The 19,361-nt window shown below is 64.7% G+C and carries 11 protein-coding genes and 1 pseudogene; 6 read left to right on the forward strand and 6 right to left on the reverse strand.

Annotated elements, in window-relative coordinates; translation table 11 throughout:
* Positions 1 to 45: 45 nt before the first annotated feature.
* From grpE to hrcA, 5 genes and pseudogenes are all read right to left on the reverse strand, one after another.
* Positions 46 to 609: a nucleotide exchange factor GrpE gene (gene grpE, locus EPN80_RS03140; RefSeq protein WP_293023551.1), complete on the reverse strand. Its 564-nt coding sequence runs from the start codon at positions 607 to 609 to the stop codon at positions 46 to 48.
* Between the two features lie 427 nt (positions 610 to 1,036).
* A complete protein-coding gene (locus EPN80_RS03145) occupies positions 1,037 to 1,447 on the reverse strand; it encodes an RNA-binding S4 domain-containing protein (RefSeq protein WP_293023553.1) in 411 nt (136 codons plus the stop codon).
* Positions 1,444 to 2,547, reverse strand: coding sequence for a ferrochelatase (gene hemH, locus EPN80_RS03150; RefSeq protein ID WP_293023555.1), 1,104 nt, complete (start codon positions 2,545 to 2,547; stop codon positions 1,444 to 1,446). Before hemH ends, EPN80_RS03145 begins: the two co-directional genes overlap by 4 nt.
* Before the next feature lie 77 nt (positions 2,548 to 2,624).
* Positions 2,625 to 4,586 (reverse strand): DUF6600 domain-containing protein, encoded by a 1,962-nt coding sequence (locus EPN80_RS03155; protein ID WP_293023557.1) that lies wholly within the window; start codon positions 4,584 to 4,586, stop codon positions 2,625 to 2,627.
* A 125-nt stretch (positions 4,587 to 4,711) separates the two neighbouring features.
* A pseudogene (gene hrcA / locus EPN80_RS03160) lies at positions 4,712 to 5,868 on the reverse strand (heat-inducible transcriptional repressor HrcA).
* Between hrcA and EPN80_RS03165 the strand changes: the two are divergent.
* The gene (locus EPN80_RS03165) at positions 5,867 to 6,769 is read left to right on the forward strand and encodes an NAD kinase (RefSeq protein ID WP_293023560.1); all 903 of its coding nucleotides are present in this window, start codon (positions 5,867 to 5,869) and stop codon (positions 6,767 to 6,769) included. The pseudogene hrcA and the gene EPN80_RS03165 sit on opposite strands and share 2 nt — an antisense overlap.
* 88 nt (positions 6,770 to 6,857) lie before the next feature.
* Entirely contained in the window at positions 6,858 to 8,513 is a 1,656-nt protein-coding gene (gene recN, locus EPN80_RS03170) for a DNA repair protein RecN (protein ID WP_293023563.1), read from the forward strand.
* A 51-nt stretch (positions 8,514 to 8,564) separates the two neighbouring features.
* Here recN and glnE read toward each other — a convergent pair whose 3' ends face one another.
* Positions 8,565 to 11,378 (reverse strand): bifunctional [glutamate--ammonia ligase]-adenylyl-L-tyrosine phosphorylase/[glutamate--ammonia-ligase] adenylyltransferase, encoded by a 2,814-nt coding sequence (glnE, locus tag EPN80_RS03175; protein WP_293023566.1) that lies wholly within the window; start codon positions 11,376 to 11,378, stop codon positions 8,565 to 8,567.
* A gap of 140 nt (positions 11,379 to 11,518) precedes the next feature.
* Between glnE and EPN80_RS03180 the strand changes: the two genes are divergently transcribed.
* The 4 genes from EPN80_RS03180 (at position 11,519) to aroG (ending at position 19,347) form a co-directional block, all read left to right on the forward strand.
* The gene (locus EPN80_RS03180) at positions 11,519 to 15,610 is read left to right on the forward strand and encodes a YhdP family protein (protein WP_293023569.1); all 4,092 of its coding nucleotides are present in this window, start codon (positions 11,519 to 11,521) and stop codon (positions 15,608 to 15,610) included.
* Between the two features lie 14 nt (positions 15,611 to 15,624).
* Positions 15,625 to 16,446 carry a carbon-nitrogen hydrolase family protein gene (locus EPN80_RS03185; RefSeq protein WP_293023572.1) on the forward strand — a complete coding sequence of 274 codons (822 nt, stop codon included), beginning with the start codon at positions 15,625 to 15,627 and terminating at the stop codon, positions 16,444 to 16,446.
* 76 nt (positions 16,447 to 16,522) lie between these two features.
* Entirely contained in the window at positions 16,523 to 17,983 is a 1,461-nt protein-coding gene (gene tldD / locus EPN80_RS03190; protein WP_293023575.1) for a metalloprotease TldD, read from the forward strand.
* A gap of 290 nt (positions 17,984 to 18,273) precedes the next feature.
* The gene (gene aroG / locus EPN80_RS03195; RefSeq protein ID WP_293023579.1) at positions 18,274 to 19,347 is read left to right on the forward strand and encodes a 3-deoxy-7-phosphoheptulonate synthase AroG; all 1,074 of its coding nucleotides are present in this window, start codon (positions 18,274 to 18,276) and stop codon (positions 19,345 to 19,347) included.
* Positions 19,348 to 19,361: the final 14 nt, after the last annotated feature.

Here is a 19,361-nt window from a genome sequence, read left to right on the forward strand (position 1 = left end):
CGTGCTTATTCGCATGACGCGGGACGGCCGCAGAGCCGCGCGCTTTTATTTGCCCTGGGCCACCGTTACCAGCGCCGGGCGCAGCACACGATCGGCGATCAGATAGCCTTTTTGCAGCACCGCCACCACCGTATTGGGCTCCTGCTGTTCGGCCGCCGGTACCATGGAAATCGCTTGGTGTTGGTGCGGATCGAATTTCGCGCCAACCGGGTCGATCACCTTGACGCGGCTCTTTTCGAATGCCGCCAGCAACTGGCGCAAGGTCAGCTCGACACCCTCGCGCACCTTGGCGACGTCGCTCGAGGTGTCGGCCAAGGCGGCCTCCAGGCTGTCGGCGACCGGCAGAAGATGTTCGGCGAAGCTCTCCACCGCAAATTTGTGCGCCTTCGCAATATCCTCATGCGCGCGACGCCGCACGTTCTCGCTTTCCGCCTTGGTTCGCAACAGTTGATCGTAGTACTCGTCGGCTTTGGCCTGCACCATCGCCAGTTGCTCTTCCAGGGTCGCTACCGGGGCGGCCGACGTGGTCTCGGGCGACGCAGCGGGTTGCTGCGCGGCCGCATCCTGCGGCGTCGCCTGCTCTTCCGAGGTCTTGTGCTGATCTTTCATAAGTCGGTCAAATAACAGAAAAAAAAGGCCCTAATGCGTCAGAGTCACGCACTTCTTCGGGCAAAAAGCCCGCCAATGCTGCATGCATAATGGGGGTGTCCGGCGCTATTTCAAGGGGTGCCGCGCCGTGTGCAGAGCGGGCAACATCCGGTTACACGCCTTACGAATACGCTATTGTACCGGTCCGATGGCGCGCATAAGATCAAAACCAAATCCTGGCGCCCTTTGTGGGCGAGCCAGCTCGGTAAAGGAGTTCGCCATGAAAGTGCCGCTAGCCGTCTTTTTTGTGCTTGCGCTGGTTACCGCCGGAACCGCTACGATTTGTCTGTCCGGTGCAGTCACGACCCGCACGACGGAATATGGGACCGTCAATGCTGTCTTTCACGATTGGCTGGGCCGGCCGGCACACCGCACGCCCGTTCGCCACTCATTCGTCGTGTTCGATAAGGCGCACCATACGGCGTCGATCCCGTTTCGTCGGACGGCCCTGGATGACGGCCGCGGGCTCTCGGTATAAGCGCCGCCGTTCGCCCTCCTCGGCCCGCCTCAAGCGGCTCTCTTCCGATTCTTCATAGAGTGCCTGTGCCACGAGAGCCGCGCCGCGAACTTCCGCGATGGCGCGCACCGTCACCTGCCATTGGGTGCTGCCGTTGTCGATCTGGAGTATGTCGCCTGGTCTCACCTCGCGTGCCGGCTTGCAGCGCTGGCCGTTGTACAGTATGCGCCCTTTGTCGACCGCCTGCGTGGCGAGGCTGCGCGTCTTGAAAAAGCGCGCGGCCCACAGCCATTTGTCGATGCGCGTCGCGGCGCCGGGGCTGCTGTCGATCTTGACGGTCAATCGCGCGCTCCGTGCGCCTCGGCCCGCGCGCGGCTACGTTCGAGCGCAGCCGCATCCGGCTGCCGAATCGGCCAGCCCTGCAAATGCAGCGCGGCGATTTCGCCCAGCGCGGTGATCCAGGCCGGCGCGGTATTCATACAGGGAATAAAGTGGAACGTTTTACCGCCGGCCGCCAGAAACTGTCGACGCCCCTCGATATTGATTTCTTCGAGCGTCTCGAGGCAATCCGAGGTAAACCCCGGGCAGAACACGTCAACGCGTCCCACCCCGGTCTTGCCCAGTTCAACCAGCGTCGGCGCGGTATACGGTTGCAGCCACTCGGCCTTGCCGAAGCGCGACTGGAAAGTGGTCTGACACACTGTGTCGTTCAGACCAAGCGCGGCGCTCAGCAAACGCCCGGTTTTCTGGCATTCGCAATGATAGGGGTCGCCCAGATCGAGCGTGCGGCGCGGCACGCCATGAAAACTGAGCAACAAGCGCTCGCCAGCCGAGAAATCCGGACGCCCGTGCTGGACCCAATAGCCCTCGACCTGCTGACGCAGTGCCTCGATATAGGCTGGGTGATCGTGATAGTGCTTGACGGTGCGCAGCCCCGGCTGGTTGCGCAGTCGCGCGGCCACGCGAAAAGCGGCATCGAAAGCCGTCGCTGTGGTGCTGCTCGAGTACTGTGGGTAAAGCGGCAGCAGCAGGATTTGCTCTGCGCCCGCCTGGCGCAGTTGCCGGATTTTTTCCGCAATGCCCGGATTGCCGTAGCGCATCGCGTAGTCCACGATCACATCGTAATCGTTGGCCTGCAGCAGTTTTTGCACCGCAGCGGCCTGCTGCTCGGTATTGACCTTGAGCGGCGAGCCGTTATGCGCCCAGATCGACGCGTATTTGTGCGCCGACTGGCGGCCGCGCAACGGCAAAATCACCAGCCTCAACAACGGCTGCCATAGCGCCGCGGGAATTTCCACCACACGCGTGTCGGACAGAAATTCCTTCAAATAGCGTCTGACAGCCCCTGGCCGGGGCGCGTCGGGCGTGCCCAAATTGATAAGCAGCACTGCGGTCCTGCCGGGCTGGCCATGATGATGTACGGGTTCTTGGTCGAAATGCATGAGCCTCACTTTACCGCAAATTGCAATTTATACGCATCCGGAACACCGGCGGCCCCGCCAACGGGCCGCCGGCTTGCTCAGTTGCCGCGCCTTTCGTCACGTTTTTCATCGCGCTGCCGTTGCGGCTGGACATGACCCTGCGCCGGGCGCGCGCCTTCCCGACGTGCCGGCGACGCAGGACGCGGTTGCTGAACGTGCGGTTGCTGAACGTGCGGCTGCTGGTCTCGTGGCTGCTGCCGCGGCGCGCGCGGCGACACGGCGGGCCGCTCCGGTGCGCTCGGCCCGATCTGTGGCGGCCGATGCGGTAGGCGCGGGCTCTGCGAAGGCGATGGATAAGGCGCATGCGGTGCCGGACCGGTCGTGCGTGGCGCGAACGCCGGCGCACCATCGGTGCCGCGCTGCGGCTCGGGCCGCGACCGACCTTGAGTCGCCCCCTGCGGCCCAAGCCCGGCCGGCGAGTGAGTACCTACCGCCGGTCTGCGAGCGTTATCGACGGGTCGCGGCCGCGGCACGCTGCTCAGTACCTTGACACCTTCGCGCACCTGCCGGGGCCGCCCGGCAGCGGCGGAATTCAGTGCCAACGGACGACCTTCGGCTTGCGGCGTAACGGACGCTCCCGCGCTCGAGACGAATGCCGGATGCGGTGCCGGCGGCGTGCGCAGCGCCAGCACCTGGCGCGCCACTATGTCATGTGGCGGCGCGTGCCGCGCCTGGCGTGCGTCGCCCATGACGCTGCGCGCCACCGGCGTAACGTCCGGACTGGCGCCGACCCGCATGCGTGCGGCCGCCCCGGGCGCCATCGCGACCAAACTCGAGACGACCGGCCGGCCTTGCACGAAAGCTGCCGCAGGCACCGTCGTTATCGCGTTATGCACATGCTGATTGACATAGACCGTGCGGGACACGTTATTCGTGATGTAGGTGTTGCGATTGATCGTCTTGTTGACGATCACCGTACGGTTCACTCGCTCGATATAAGTGTTGCTGACCCGATAGGACGGACGGTAGGCATCGCCCGGGCCCAACGGAAACCAGCCGATCCCCGGCACGCCAGTGGCCAGCGTCACGCTCCAGTGGTCATCGTGATCGCCGCCGACCCAGGCGACCAGGGCCGGTGCATAAACGGGGCGCACGCTCACCGGCCCCGGCACCCAGCACCAGCGCTCGCGCACATAGGCCCAGCGGCCGTAATGGAACGGAGCAAACCCCCAGGGCTCGTCGTCCACCCACGTCCAGCCCCAAGGAGCGATCCAGACCCAGTGACCGTCGCGGTATGGCGCCCAGCCCGGCGACGTGACAGTGGGCACCCAAACCGCCCCGTAGGCCGGATCGGTCTGCCAAACACCGTATGCGTCAAGCGACTCGTAGCCGACCATGTCACGCGGCACATAGCGCGCCGACGGCGAGTTATCCTCGAGGCGATCGCGCTCGGCGGCCCATCGATCGAAATCATCGTAGCCTGGCCCCGCTGCTCCGGCCAGCAACTGCAGATTGGTGCCTGCGAAGCGAAACCTTTGCCGCGGCCCAATCGAGATGGCTGCATTGTCGCCATAGACCGAACCGGTGCCGCGCAGCGCCGTCACCGCAGTGGTGCCATCGGGTTCGACATCGAGACGGTATTCTCCCGCGCTGCGCGGCACGAAGGCCAGATTCGGCGTGTCGACTTCGACCGGCTGGTTGGGGTTGTATTCGAGCAGCCGCACATTGACAGCGCCCTGCGTTACTTTCAGTTGCACATTTCGATCGCCGACGTCGAGCAGGCTGAGATTGGTCTGGCTGTCCAGGCGCACGAGCGTCGAATCGATCTGCAACTCCGCGCGCGACCCACGGTCGGCCCAGATGTCGTCGCCGGTGGTCAGCGGACGATTCGGATTGGCGTCGATCCATTGATCGGCACCGGCCGGCGCCACGCTCACCGCCCCGCTGACGACGTTCAAGCGGGCAATGCTCGCCGGCGGATCTCCTTGTGCCTGTGCTGCCCACGACAGGCAAGTCATCAGGCACGCAAGGGCCGCCGAAATAGCTAACCGCATCTTCATGAGAGTCTCCAAACCGTGCCGAATCGGGCACGACGGGTTGATCACCCTCAAGTTAACGCACGGCCCGACGAACCGCCGGCCGCACTTTGTAACCAAGCGTTACGGCGGAGCAGGCCAGAGCGGGCTCAGTGCTGGCTCAGCGCGTTGGAGAGCAACTTGGCGGTGATATCGACGATCGGAATCACCCGCTCGTAAGCCATGCGGGTCGGCCCGATCACGCCCAGCGTGCCGACCACCTTGCCGTCGACCTCATACGGAGCGGTCACCACGCTCATCTGCTCGATTGGCACGAGGTTCGATTCACCGCCGATGAAGATCTGCACCCCTTGCGCGCGGCTCGACACATCGAGCAACTGCAGCAGGCCGGTCTTTCGCTCGAACACGTCGAACAATTGGCGCAGGCGATCCATATTGGACGAGAGGTCTTCGACGCCCAGCAGATTCCGTTCGCCGGAGATCAGCACACTCTCGGCGCCTTCGGCCATCACGTCGGAGCTTGCCTCCATCGCCGATTGCATCAGGGTGGTCATGTCGCCGCGCAAAGCTTCGAGCTCGGTGCGCAGGCGACGCCGCACCTCGTCGAAGCTCAGCCCGCCGAAATGCGTATTGATGTAATTGCCTGCCTCCACCAGCTGGGCGGGCGAGTAATCGCTGGCAGTCAGGATGATGCGATTTTGCACATCCCCATCGGGGGTCACGATGATCAACAGAATCCGCTTCTCGGAGAGCCGCAGGAACTCGATGTGCTTGAACACCTGGCTGCGGCGGGGCGTAAGAATCACGCCGGCGAATTGCGACAGATTCGACAACACCTGTGCCGCGCTCGCGACCAGTTGCTGGGGCGAGGCCGGCTGCAGGCGATTTTGTACTTGCGAGACGACCTGCTGCACCGCCGCTTCGAGCGGATGCACGGCCAGCATCGTGTCGACGAACAGGCGGTAGGCGCGCGGCGTCGGCACGCGCCCGGCTGACGTGTGGGGGCTCGACACAAAGCCGAGCTCCTCAAGATCCGACATCACGTTGCGAATCGTGGCCGGACTCAGCTCGAGCCCGGAATAACGCGACAATGTCCGCGAGCCGACCGGCTGGCCATCGATGATGTACCGCTCGATCAGGGTTTTGAGGAGAGTTTGCGCACGTTGGTCTAGCATAGGTAAAAATTGTAGCGCGAATCCCGCCGCACCGGTGCGCTTTCGCCCGTGGCAGGCGCCCCGGCGCAGACTGCGCGGCGCTGCCGGGGCGCGGTAGCTCCCGTCACGGACTTATGGTGTAATGGCGTCATGAAAAACGGGAGCCCTTTCAAGACGGTCGCGCTGATCGGCAAATACAATGCCGACAACATCGCCGGCCCTTTGCTGGCATTGGCAAGCTGCATCGGCCAACGCGGCTTTCGGGTGGTATTCGAGCAGGATACCGCGCGCACGCTTGGCGCTGACGCTGCTGCCTATGCCGCACTGGCCCCGGAACAGATCGGCCGGCAGGCCGACGTCGCCGTAGTGCTCGGCGGCGACGGCACGATGCTGGGCATCGGCCGGCAATTGGCCGCGTTCGACATCCCGTTGATCGGCGTCAACCATGGCCGGGTCGGCTTCATGACCGACATTCCGCTCGGTGACATGCTGCAGGTCGTGCCCACCATTCTCGAAGGCGCATTCGAGCGGGAGCGCCGCACGCTGCTCGATGCCCGCATCGAGCGCGCCGGCGCAACGATCTACCGGGCCCTCGCCTTCAATGACGTGGTGGTCAACCGCAGCGGCTTCTCCGGCATGGTCGAATTGCGTGTGGACGTCGACGGGCGTCTGATGTACAAGCAACGCTCGGACGGCCTGATCATCGCCACCCCGACCGGCTCCACCGCCTATGCGCTGTCGGCTTCCGGCCCGATTCTTCATCCGGCCCTGGCCGGCATCGTCCTGGTGCCCATCGCTCCTCATGCGCTGTCGAATCGGCCGATCGTGCTGCCCGATCAATGCGAAATCGTCATCAGCATTGTGGCTGGCCACGAAGTCAGCGCCAACTTCGATATGCAATCGTTCAATGCGCTGCACCTGCAAGACCGCATCGCGGTCAAGCGCTCGGAGTACTCGGTTACTTTCCTCCACCCGGCCGGCTACAACTATTACGCGACATTGCGGCGCAAGCTGCACTGGAACGAGCATATTTCGGAAGACGACACGGCCTGAGACGGCCGCGTGCCACGCGCCCGACGCCATGCTATCGCCATGGTTTTCCGGCTACACTCCGGGCTAATCTCCTCGGCGTCAAACCACCATGCTACGCAGCCTTTCGATTCGCGATTTTGTGATAGTGGCCCACCTGGAGCTGGAGTTCTCGGCGGGCTTTACCGTCTTTTCCGGCGAAACCGGCGCCGGCAAGTCCATTTTGATCGATGCCCTGGCGCTGGCCCTGGGCGAGCGGGGCGATGCCAGCGTCGTGCGCGCCGGCCAGGCGCGCGCCGATATCACGGCCGAATTCACCGCCCACCCTACCCTCACCGACTGGCTCGACGAGCATGCGTTGCCGCGCGATGAAACCGGCGGCGTACTGCTGCGCCGGGTAATCGACGCGTCCGGGCGCTCACGCGCTTTCATCAACGGAACCCCCGCCACACTGGCGCAGTTGCGCGAGGCCGGTGACATGCTGGTCGACATCCACGGCCAGCACGCGCACCAGCAATTGCTGCGCCCCGACGCACAACGGCGGCTGCTGGATAACCACGCGGACCTGACCGAGCTGGCAAGCCAGGTTGCCAGCGCACATCGGCAATGGAAGCAGCTGGTACAGCGCTGCCAGGAAGCACAAGGCCGCGAGCGCGAATTGCAGCGCGAACGCGAGCGGCTGGAATGGCAGGTCAATGAACTCGACAAACTTTCGCCACAACCCGGCGAGTGGGAAGAGATCAATGCCGAACACCGTCGCCTGACGCACGCGGCCAGCCTGATCGAGGGCGCGCGCGGCGCGCTGCACGTGCTCAGCGAAGCCGACGACGGCGCCCTGGTGCCGGCACTGGGCACGATCATTCAACAGCTGCGCCATCTGGCCGACGTCGATCCCGAGCTGCGCGATACCCTCGCGGCACTGGAGCCAGCCGAAATCCAGCTGCGCGAAGCGGTGCACTCGCTCAACCACTACGCGCAGAAGATCGATCTGGATCCGCAGCGGCTGGCCGAGGTCGAACAACGTCTCGATGCGCTGCACGGAGCGGCGCGCAAATATCGCATCGTGCCCGAGCAGTTGCCGGCCGAACTCGAGTTGCGACGGCAGGAATTGGTCGAGCTGACCGCCGCGCAGGATTTGGCCGGGCTGGAGGCCGCCGCGGCAGCGGCGCGCGGGCAATACACGACGCTGGCGGGACAACTGTCGCAGGGCCGCGCGCGCGCTGCCGCCAAGCTCGCCAAACAGGTATCGGCCGCCATGCAGGATTTGTCGATGCCGGGCGGGCGCTTCGAAATCGCGCTCGAGCCAGTCGCCGAAGGGCAGTCCTATGGCATGGAGAACGTCGAGTTTCTCGTCGCGGGACATCCCGGCGTGCCGCCGCGGCCACTGGCCAAGGTCGCCTCGGGCGGCGAGCTGGCACGCATCAGCCTGGCCTTGTCGGTCATCGCCAGCAGCGCCAGCCTGACCCCGACTTTGATTTTCGACGAGGTCGACTCGGGTATCGGCGGCGCGGTCGCCGAAGTCGTCGGCCGCCTGTTGCGGCAGCTCGGGCAAGGTCGCCAGGTCCTTTGCGTGACCCATCTGCCGCAAGTCGCCGCACTGGGTCATCAGCATCTGCGGGTGGCCAAACGCAGCGAGGGCGCTGCCACGCTCAGCGAAATCGTCGCGCTGGGCCGCCAGGAACGGGTCGAGGAGATCGCTCGCATGCTGGGCGGTGTCGAGATCACCGCCACCACCCGCAAGCACGCGCGCGAGATGCTCGCGCTCTAGCGCTACGGCTCGCCGCCCCCTTGCCCAGCCGTCGGCCCCGAACGCCCATTCTCAACGCCGGCCGAACACCGCCGTCCACAGTGCCGTGACGGCCTCGCACTCGTGCGTCACCCGGGCCGGATCGACCCGCGCGGTTTCCATCCCGTCGAGCCGCAACTTGTGTTGCAGCGCGCGGTAGGTCCGATATGCCGTGCCTACCCGCTCGGCCTGCTCGGCATCGATCAGCCCCAGGCGGCCGGCCTCGCGCAGCAGCGCGATGTTACCGGCGTTGCGCAGGAACTCGGCGTGCGCCGCGGCGTGGCGCAACACCAGGTACTGGACCGTGAATTCGATGTCGACCATGCCGCCCACGTCATGTTTCAGATCGAACAGCACGGTCGGATTCGGATGCCCCTCGAGCACCTTCTGGCGCATGGCAATGATCTCGTCGGCAAGCGGCCCGGCCTCACGCGGCATGCGCAACACGTCGGCCCGGATCTGCTCGAATGCCGCGCCGATGTCGGCATCCCCGGCACAGAAGCGAGCGCGGCTCAGCGCCTGATGCTCCCATACCCAAGCGGTATTGGCCGCCCCCTGGCGGAACTGATACTGGCGAAAGCTCTCCAGACTGGTCACCAGCAAGCCGGACAAACCGTTGGGCCGCAAGCGCAAATCGACGTCGTACATCATGCCGGCGGCGGTATGCGTGGTCAGCCACGTCACAAAGCGACGCGCCAACAACGCATAGGCGTCCGGCGCGCGATCGTCGTCGTCCTGATAAAGAAAAATCAAATCGAGGTCGGACGCATACCCCAGCTCCTTGCCGCCCAGCTTGCCGTAGGCGACCACCGCAAAGCGCGGCACATCCCGGTGGCGCGAGGCAAGATGCCGCCAAATCGTCTCCAGGGTAACTTCAACCAGGGCATCGGCCAGCTCGGACAGGCGATCGCTGATCGCCTCGACCGACAGCGCGCCGTGCAGATCGAGCAAAAGAATGCGAAAGGTCTCGGCGTGATGAGCGCGGCGCAGCACATCCATTTGCATTTCGATCGCCCCTTCGGCGCCGTGCTGGGCCAGGCGGCGGCGCAACTCGGTTTTAAAGGCGGGCCAGTCGAACGGCGCGGCCAGCGTGTCGTCGTCGAGCAGTTCGTCGAGCAATTGCGGATGGCGCGTCAGGTAGCCGGCGGCCCACTGCGACGCGGCCAAAACGTGCAGCACGCGCGCCAGCGCTCGCGGGTACTCGGTCAACAGCGCCAGATAGGAGCCGCGGCGGCTGATGGCGGCGAGCAGATCGAGCATGCGCGCCAGCACGACGTCGGGCGCCGACGCTTCGCGCGCTCCCTCGATCGTGCGCTGTACCAGCAGGTCGAAGCGTTGTCGGCTGGCCTCCGGCAGCGCCTTGTACCGCGTCGAGGTCCAGGACGCCTGCAGGCGCTCAAGACTGGCGGCCGGATCGGTGAAGCCAAGCGTGCGCAACGTCTCGGTCAGCGCCTGGTCTTGCCCTTCATCGGCCAGCATCGCCCCCCACAACTCGGGCGGACAGTCGGATTCGTGTGAGCCACCCGTGCCATGGCCATTGCTCTTGTCGGCAAACACCTGGTCGAACTGTTCGGCGACGAACTCGCGATGCTCGTCGAGCGCAGTCAGCAACGCCGCCGCGCTGTCGAAGCCCATGGCGCGCGCCAGCGCCGCCAGGTCGTCCTCGCGGGTCGGCAGCACATGGGTCTGGGCGTCATCGAGATACTGAATACGGTGCTCCAGGCGACGCAGGAACTCGTAACCTTGCTTGAGCCGCTCGACCACGCTCTGCGCCAGCCAGCCGCGCCGGGCCGCGACGTCCAGCACAGCCAGCGTCGGGCGAATGCGCAATTCGGGCTCCTGTCCGCCGCGGATCAGCTGGAAAACCTGGGCGGTGAATTCGATCTCCCGAATCCCGCCGCGCCCGAGTTTGACGTCGTTGACGCGCGCTGGCTTGGCGTGGGCACGCCGCTCGGCTTCCCGGCGGATTTGCGCATGTAACGCGCGAATCGCGCTGATCACGCCATAATCCAGATAGCGACGAAACACGAACGGCTGCACCCTTTGCGCCAACTGGCGCGCCATGCGCTGGCCCGCGGCATCGGTCGTGTCCGACACCAACCGCCCCTTGATCCACGCGTAGCGCTCCCATTCACGGCCCTGGACGTAGAAATACTCCTCGAGCATCGGCAGGCTGCACACCAGCGGCCCCGAATCGCCGTTCGGGCGCAACCGCATATCGACCCGGAATACATACCCGTCAGCAGTCAACTCGGCCAGTGCACCGATCAGCTTGCGGCCAAGCTTGGTGAAAAATTCATGATTCGATAACAGGCGGCAGCGGCCGCTGCCCTGTAAATCCGCGGTCTCGCCGTCGTCCTCATACAGAAAAATCAGATCGACGTCGGACGACACATTCAGCTCGCCTCCACCCAATTTGCCCATCCCCACTACCGCCAAGGCCTGCGGCTCGCCCTCGGGCGTCATCGGCGTGCCGTGCACGGCCTGCAAGTCGCGGGTGAGCACTGCCAACGCGGCGCGTATCGAAAATTCGGCCAACGATGTGATGGTTTGCGTGACTTCGGACAGGGGCGCTGTGCCCGCCAAGTCGCGCGCCATGATCACGCACATCACGTCATTGCGCAAAATGCGCAGCGCGCGTTGCAGCGACGCCTCGTCGGGCGCCGCCTCACCCGGCAGCGCGCCGGTCAGCCCGGCGAATCGCGCCGCCATCCAGGGCAGGTCGATCGGGTGGGCGGCCAGCACAGGCAGTTCGGCGGCCAGGGCCGGGCGGCTCGCCAGAATGCGGGCGGCATAGCGGGAATACTGAGAAATCTCGAGTGAACTCACGGCCTTGTCTGCAGTCATTGGGATATTGTGGATACCTTGGTGGGCTGTGTTACAGTCATTCGCACGCAAGCTATCACATTCCCCAACCGACGCGCAGTATGACTGACCGCCAGCCGCCCGACTCCCCCAAAGCGCCTCGGCCCATATTTTTTCCTGGTTTGCGCCACGCACTCGAGTTTCTCGCCGGCGTGGTCATCCTGATCTATTTCTTGGCAGCCGCCGCCATCCTCGGGATGCGCTATTGGGTTCTGCCGCGAGTCGACGATTACCGGCCGCAAATCGAAGCCATCGTCTCGCGCGCGGTCGGCGTACCCGTCTCCATCGAAAAGATTAGCGCAAATTGGGGCGGCCTGTACGCTCATTTTCATTTGCAGGGCGTGAGCCTGCGCGCGCCCGGCGCAAAGACCCCGGGACTGAGCCTGGCACAGGTCGACGGCACCCTGTCGTGGTCCAGCCTGCTGCATCTTAACGTGCGTCTGGCGGACTTGACACTCCAGAGCCCCGACGTGCTGATCGAGCGCCGTGCCGACGGCAAGCTCTATGCCGCCGGCCTGCCGGTCAATACCCAGCAAGGTGGCAACAACCCCGTGCTCGACTGGCTGCTGAATCAGAACGCCGTTATCGTGCGCAATGGCACGCTGCGCTGGCTGGATGAAACTCGCGCGCAGCCGCCGGTCGCGCTGACCCAGGTCCGCATCGCGCTGCTCAACAACGGCCATCAGCATAAATTCGGCATGCAGGCCAATCCTCAGGGCATCCTATCTGGCCCAGTCGACCTGCGCGCCGAATTCCGGCACCCTCTGTTCGTGCGCGCCGACGACTTCAAGCGCTGGCACGGCACCGCCTACGCGCAGATCGGCACTGTCGATCTGGCTGCGTTGGCGCGCTATGCCAAGGTGCCAGACCCGGCCATGAGCGGCCTGGCCGCGGGGCGCATCTGGATGAGCTTTGACGCCGGGCGCCTGGTCAATGGCACGGTGCAGCTCGCCGCTCGCGGGGTGCGCACGCAATTGGGCACCCGGCTCGCGCCGCTGGCACTCGACGAGGCAAGCTTGACGCTCGCGGCGCAGTCGCTGGAGAACGGTGCAGCCTGGCAGGCGCAGCACGTCAAGATCGTGATGCCCGATCAGCAGGTGCTTGACGTCCCAGCACTCAACGGCCGTTATCTGCCCGCGAACTCAGCGCACGGCGAACAAGTTGCGCTAAACGGCCAGCAGCTCGATCTGGGCCAACTCGCTCGACTGGCGCCCGCGCTACCGCTGCCGGCCGATCTGCGCAAACCGCTGGATACCTGGGCGCCTCGCGGCATGCTGCATGATTTCGAGATGTCGCTGCAGCGACCCGCGCCGGGCGCGGGTAACGGCTGGCGGCAGTTGCCGGGGCTCAAGCGCCTGCCGAACTCCCGCACGCGCTACCATTTTCGAGCCGCGTTCGACCACGCCAGCCTCAATAGCGTCGCCGCGACCCCATCGGCCGGCCCGCATGGCGCGCCCCGCATCGGTATTCCCGGCTTCACGAATTTATCCGGCCGCATCGATGCGAATCAGGACCGCGGCAACATCACGCTCGATACGCAAAACACCGTTTTCACGTTCCCCGGTCTGTTCGATCCGTCTCAGATCAGCTTCGACCAGTTAAACGGCAAAGCGCGCTGGACCATCGTCGAGAGCCCGCCGCAAAGCCACCAACCGCCGCAAGTCAAGCTCGACATTGCTTCGCTCGATCTGCAAAACAGTCAGATCGCGGCACATATGGCCGGCACCTACGTCAGCGGCGGACCCGCCCATGGCACGCTCGACCTTCAAGGCCACATCCAGCGCGCTCAGATCGCGGGCCTGTCCAATTACCTGCCCACGACGATGAACCCGGACGCGCGCAACTATCTGAAGCATGCGCTGCTGGGCGGCACCGCGCACGACGCCACGTTCCGCGTCAAGGGGCCGCTCGACGCGTTCCCGTATGCGCAGAACAACGGTCAATTTCACATGGAAGTGCCGCTCACCGATGCGCGCCTGGACCCCGCTCCAAGAACGGCGGGACACACTGATAGCTGGCCGGCGTTCGAAAAAATCCAGGGCAAGCTCATCTTCGATAACAACCGCATGCAGTTGGCGATCGATTCGGCGCGCGTCTATGACGTCACCTTCGGCCCCGTGAAGGGTGCGATCGAGGATCTGACGCACGATCAGGCAACCCTCGATATCAACGGGCAGGTCGCTGGCCCGACACGCGACTTCGTGCGCTACCTGAACAGCAGTCCGGTCGGGCATTGGATCGGTGATTTCACCAAAGATACCCAAGCCACCGGCAACGGCCTGCTCAATTTGAAAATCAAGTTGCCCATCAATCACACCCGTGACGCCAAAGTCACTGGCAGTTACCGCTTCCTGGGCAACGACGTGACGCTTGCGCGCGGCTGGCCGGCATTGAGCGGCGTCGACGGACAGCTCAATTTCACCGAGCACGGACTGGCCGCCAGCCAGCTGCGAGGCCACTTTCTGGGCAATGCCATACGAGCCGACGGCAACACCAACGCGCAGGGCGCGCTGCAGTTGCGCGTGACGGGTGCCATCAGCGCCGACGCGCTGCGCGCGCAGGCCAGCAACCCGACGGTCGCCAAACTCGCCGGCTTGATGCGCGGTACGACCCCGTTTTCGGCCGACTTGAACACCACGCACGGCTCGGCGGAAATCGTCGCGCAGTCGGATTTGCGCGGACTGGCGCTACAACTTCCCGCGCCGCTGGGCAAATCCGCCGACAGTGCGATGCCGGCACGTATCGCGCTGCGGCCGCTGGACGAAAAAACTGGCGCGACCGGCGCGCAAACGCAGGCACTCGATTTGACAGTGGGTCCTGTGCAAGCCAATTTCGTGCAGCAAACCGGCGGCGACGGCACCATCACCGTGCTGCGCGGCGGTATCGGCGTCAATGCCGCGCCGCCACACCCCGGCAAGGGCGTGGCGGCCAGCATCGATCTCGACCAGCTCGACGCCGACGCATGGCGGGCACTGCGCTTGCAGTCCGCGGCCTCTGACGCCGGCAGCGGCGGCTCGGACTCCGGCTCGGGTTCCACCGCGACGATGACGCCCTACGCGCCAACCCAGGTCACGCTGCACGCCAAGCAAGTCACCCTGCTCTCGCGCCCATGGCCGGATGTTGCGCTCACCGCCCAGCGCGACGGCAGCGACTGGCAGACGAGCATCGCATCGCCTCAGCTCGCCGGCAACCTGCACTGGGATGCGCCCAGCCCGCGCGTGCCCTACGGGGAAATCCACGGGCGTCTGAGCAAGCTGCTCATCCCCAAGGCCGAGGGCGGCGCGACGCTGGGGCAGATCCTCGACGAGCCGGCCGACGAGTTCCCGGCGATCGATCTGGTGGCCGATGAATTCGCGCTGCAAGACAAGTCGCTGGGCCGCCTTGAACTGGTCGCGCGCAATACGGTCGACAATGGCGTGCCGGTCTGGCAACTGAACAAATTGAACATCACCAACCCGGCCGCCAACCTGGCGATCACCGGCAACTGGCGCACCGCGATACGGCACGACGCGGCTGCCGCAAGCACAAAGACACCACGCCGGACCGCGCTGGCGTTCAAGCTCGACATCAAGAACGCCGGCAAGCTGCTGGATCGGGTCGGCCTGCCCAAGACCCTGCGCGATGGCAGCGGCACGCTCAGCGGCCAGCTCGACTGGCGCGGCGGACCAACTCAGATCGATTACCCGACGCTGGGCGGCCAGGTCGCGCTCGACCTCTCCGGCGGGCAAATCCTCAAGGCTGATCCGGGGTTGACGAAATTACTGGGTATTTTCAGCGTCCAAACCCTGGCGAAAATCCTGACGCTGGATTTCGACAGCGTGCTCAGCGCCGGCCTGCCATTCGATCGGATTCTCGCCAATGGCGCCGTGCACGACGGCATCGCCAGCACACAGGACTTCACCATCACCAGCACCTCGGCCACCATCAAAATGTCGGGTACCACCAATCTCGACAAGGAAACGCAAAATTTGCAGGTCACCGTGTTGCCCCACATCAATGCCGGCTCCGCCTCGCTGGCCTACGCGCTGATCAACCCGGCCCTGGGCCTGGGCAGTTTCCTGGCGCAATTGGCGCTCGGCGGGCAGTTATCCCAATCGCTGGCCTCGCACTACACCGTCACGGGTTCATGGCGCGACCCGGTGATCCGGCAAGGCAGCCCCAATCAGGGTAAGATGGAAAATCTCTCCCCCAGCAGTCAGTTCACCACGCCTTGATAGCGAGTCGTCTTATGCCTGCCCATTCAAGTGCCGCCGTCGCCGCGATTCAAATGACCAGTTGCCCGGACGTCGAACGCAATCTGGCGGCAGCCGGCCGGCTGATCGCACAAGCCGCGGAGCAAGGCGCCCGGCTGGTGCTGTTACCCGAGTACTTCTGCTTCATGGGACAGCAGGACGTCGACAAGCTCGCGCTGCGCGAGACACCCGGCGACGGCCCGATCCAGGCATTTCTGGCCGATACCGCCAAGCGGCTCGGCATCTGGCTGATCGGCGGCACGCTCCCGCTGGCAGCCCCGGAGGCTTCGCGCGTGCTCAACACCACGCTGGTATTCGATCCGCAGGGGCAACACGTTTGCCGTTACGACAAGATCCACCTGTTCAGCTTCGTGAAGGATCAGGAAGCATACGACGAAGCACGCACGATCCGCCCCGGCGAGCAGGTCGCCGCGTTCGAGGCGCCGTTCGGCCGCGTCGGCCTGTCGGTCTGCTACGACCTGCGCTTTCCCGAACTGTACCGGGCGCTGGGTGAATGCGCGCTGATTGTGGTGCCGGCCGCATTCACCTACACGACCGGCCGGGCGCACTGGGAGACGCTGTTGCGCGCCCGCGCGATCGAGAACCAGTGCTACGTGCTGGCGGCCGCGCAAGGCGGGCGACATGAGAATGGCCGCCGCACCTGGGGCCACAGCATGCTGATCGACCCGTGGGGCGTCGTGCTCGCCCAGCGTGAGCACGACAGCGAAGGCGTTGTCGGCGGTACAATCGACCCGATGCGGTTAAACGAAGTGCGGCAGAGCCTGCCGGCGTTGAAACATCGCGTGCTGGCTACGTGATGGGGATTCCCGCCTTGAATTCCCCGGATTCCCCCTCAAGTCAACCCAGCGCCCTAATTTCCATTCCAGAGCCCGCATGAAAATCATCGATACCGGTATTCAAAATCTGGCGACCGCCAAGGATTTGCTGCTCACCCCGTACGGCCTTGACGAAAGCGATCTCAATCGGACGCTGGCGGATATTTTCCGGCATCGGGTCGACTACGCCGATCTCTACTTTCAGTACACGCGCAGCGAGGCGTGGAGCCTGGAAGAGGGTATCGTCAAATCCGGCTCCTTCAGCATCGACCAGGGGGTCGGCGTGCGCGCCCTGGTGGGCGATCGCACCGCCTTCGCCTACTCCGACGACATCAGCGCGCGCGCGCTGGGCGAAGCGGCCGCGGCAACCCGCTCGATCGCACTGGCCGGCGCCGGACGCGTCAAGGTCGGGCAGCGGCTGGCTGCCGCCCAGGGGCGCGACCTCTACCTGCCGAACGACCCGCTCACCTCGCTCGATGCCAACGCCAAGATCGCCTTGCTCGAACGCATCGAAAAGCTGGCCCGCGCCCGCGATCCCCGCGTTACCCAGGTCATGGCAGGCCTGGCCGGCGAATACGACGTCGTCATGGTGGCGCGCAGCGACGGCGTGGTCGCCGCCGACGTACGGCCCTTGGTGCGGGTTTCGGTGACCGTCATCGTCGAGCAGCACGGCCGCCGCGAAGTCGGCAACAGCGGCGGCGGCGGGCGCTTCGATTACGGATATTTCTCCGAAGAACTGCTGGCGCAATATGTCGCGGAAGCAGTCGACGGCGCGCTGATCAAGCTCGACGCCAGGCCGGCGCCGGCAGGCACCATGACCGTGGTCCTCGGGCCGGGCTGGCCGGGCGTCATGCTGCACGAAGCGATTGGTCACGGCCTCGAGGGCGATTTCAACCGCAAGGGTTCCTCCGCGTTCTCAGGACGGCTCGGCGAGCGCGTGGCGGCCAAAGGCGTCACGGTGGTCGATGACGGCACGCTCAGCCAGCGCCGCGGCTCGCTCAACATCGATGACGAAGGCAATCCTACCCAGTGCACCACGCTGATCGAGGACGGCGTGCTGCGCGGCTATATGCAGGACAGCTTGAACGCGCGCCTGATGAAGATGCCGGTCACCGGCAACGGCCGGCGCGAATCATACGCGGCGCTGCCGATGCCGCGCATGACCAATACCTACATGCTGGCGGGCGACAAGGACCCCCACGAAATCATTGCCTCGGTCAAGCACGGACTGTACGCGGTCAATTTTGGCGGCGGGCAGGTCGACATCACCAATGGCAAATTCGTCTTCTCGGCCTCCGAGGCCTACATGATCGAGAATGGCCGGGTGACTTATCCGGTCAAGGGCGCCACGCTGGTGGGCAATGGCCCCGAAGCGCTCAAATATGTCACGATGATCGGCAACGACATGGCCCTCGACTCCGGCGTGGGCGTGTGCGGCAAAGACGGCCAGAGCGTGCCGGTGGGCGTCGGACAACCGACGCTGCGGATCGAAAACATGACCGTGGGCGGCACCGCCTGAGCCTGTATCGGAGCGCGGCAGCGGGCGTAAGCCATCGCTCGCCGCGTTTTCTGCTTGCGAAGCCAGGCGATTCGCGCTATAAATCCTAATATTCGAATTCCCGCCCTTTGGGCAACATCCCGTTTCCATCATGTCCGCCAAGTTTTATTTTTACTTTTTTGCGTATCTCGCACCGCTGGCGGAAGGAGAGGGGCTGTAACGCACCGTAAAATCCCAAAAAACCGCCAGCCGAGTCTGGCGGTTTTTTTTTGCTATGACACTTTTTCAGTCTTTATTCCCAGGAGAACAGCATGGCCCCGCATAACACCGATGACGTCCGCATCAGGGAGCTCAAGGAGCTGACGCCGCCCGCCCACCTGATTCGCGAATTCGCGTGTTCCGAGCGCGCCGCCAATCTGATCTTCTCAACGCGCGCGGCGATCCATCGCATTCTGCACGGCATGGAAGACCGGCTCGTGGTCGTCATCGGTCCCTGCTCGATCCATGATCCCGAGGCCGCGCTCGAATATGGCCGCATGCTTGCCGAGGCGCGGCAGCATTTTGCCGGCGAGCTGGAAATCGTGATGCGTGTCTATTTCGAAAAACCGCGCACCACCGTCGGCTGGAAGGGGCTCATCAACGACCCCCACATGGACAACAGCTTCAAGATCAACGACGGCTTGCGCATGGCGCGCGAGTTGCTGGTCGACATCAATGAACTCGGCCTGCCGGCGGGCACCGAATACCTCGACATGATCAGCCCGCAATACATCGCCGATCTGGTGTCGTGGGGCGCGATCGGCGCGCGCACCACCGAGTCGCAGGTACACCGCGAATTGGCCTCCGGCCTGTCATGCCCGGTCGGCTTCAAGAACGGCACCGACGGTAACGTCAAAATCGCCGTCGACGCGATCAAGGCCGCCTCGCAGCCGCATCATTTTCTCTCGGTCACCAAGGGAGGCCATTCGGCCATCGTCTCGACCAGCGGCAACGAAGACTGTCACCTGATTCTGCGCGGCGGCAAGGCGCCGAACTACGACGCCGCCAGTGTCCAGAGCGCCTGCGAGGCAATCTCCAAAGCCGGGCTCGCGGCGCGTGTGATGATAGATGCCTCACACGCCAACAGTGAAAAGAAACACGAGAACCAGATTCCGGTCTGCGAGAACGTCGCCGCGCAGATCGCCGGCGGCGAAGAGCGCATCATCGGTGTGATGGTCGAATCGCATCTTGTCGCCGGCCGGCAGGATCATATCCCCGGCAAACCGCTGACCTACGGGCAAAGCGTGACCGACGCCTGCATCGGTTGGGACGATAGCCTGCGCGTGCTCGAGACGCTATCGCAGGCGGTGCAGCAACGCCGCCTGACGCGCGGCAACGGCAACTGAGTCTCGCTCGGTCG

This window comes from Pandoraea sp. (assembly GCF_004297875.1).
Taxonomy (GTDB): Bacteria; Pseudomonadota; Gammaproteobacteria; order Burkholderiales; family Burkholderiaceae; genus Pandoraea.